Source organism: Cognatundibacterium luofuense, assembly GCF_018139685.1.
Classification (GTDB): Bacteria; Pseudomonadota; Gammaproteobacteria; order Burkholderiales; family Burkholderiaceae_D; genus Undibacterium; species Undibacterium luofuense.
In genome coordinates, this window is sequence record NZ_JAGSPN010000654.1 from 1 (window position 1) to 281 (window position 281).

Below are 281 nucleotides of genomic sequence, written 5' to 3' on the forward strand. Positions count from 1 at the left end.
GTTTGCTGGAGCAGCAGCTGACACCGCCGGTAATCGCTATCAACGTATCACCACGTCAGTTGAAGGAGGCCGGGTTTCCTGAAAATATGCTGGCCATCATGAATGAATATGGTGTGACAGCAGAGCACTTGTCGCTAGAGGTGACGGAGAGTGTGTTAATAGATTGTGATGAAGGATTTGATGCTTTATTTTTTCGACTGAAAAGTCTGGGCTTTAGTTTGTCACTGGATGATTTTGGAACGGGTTATTCCGCACTCGGTTATCTGAAACGTTTCTCATTT

General features: G+C 45.2%; 1 protein-coding gene. It reads left to right on the forward strand.

The features are described 5' to 3' along the window. The coding region (locus KDM89_RS22050) for an EAL domain-containing protein (RefSeq protein WP_212689879.1) at positions 1-281 on the forward strand (281 nt) is incomplete at both ends.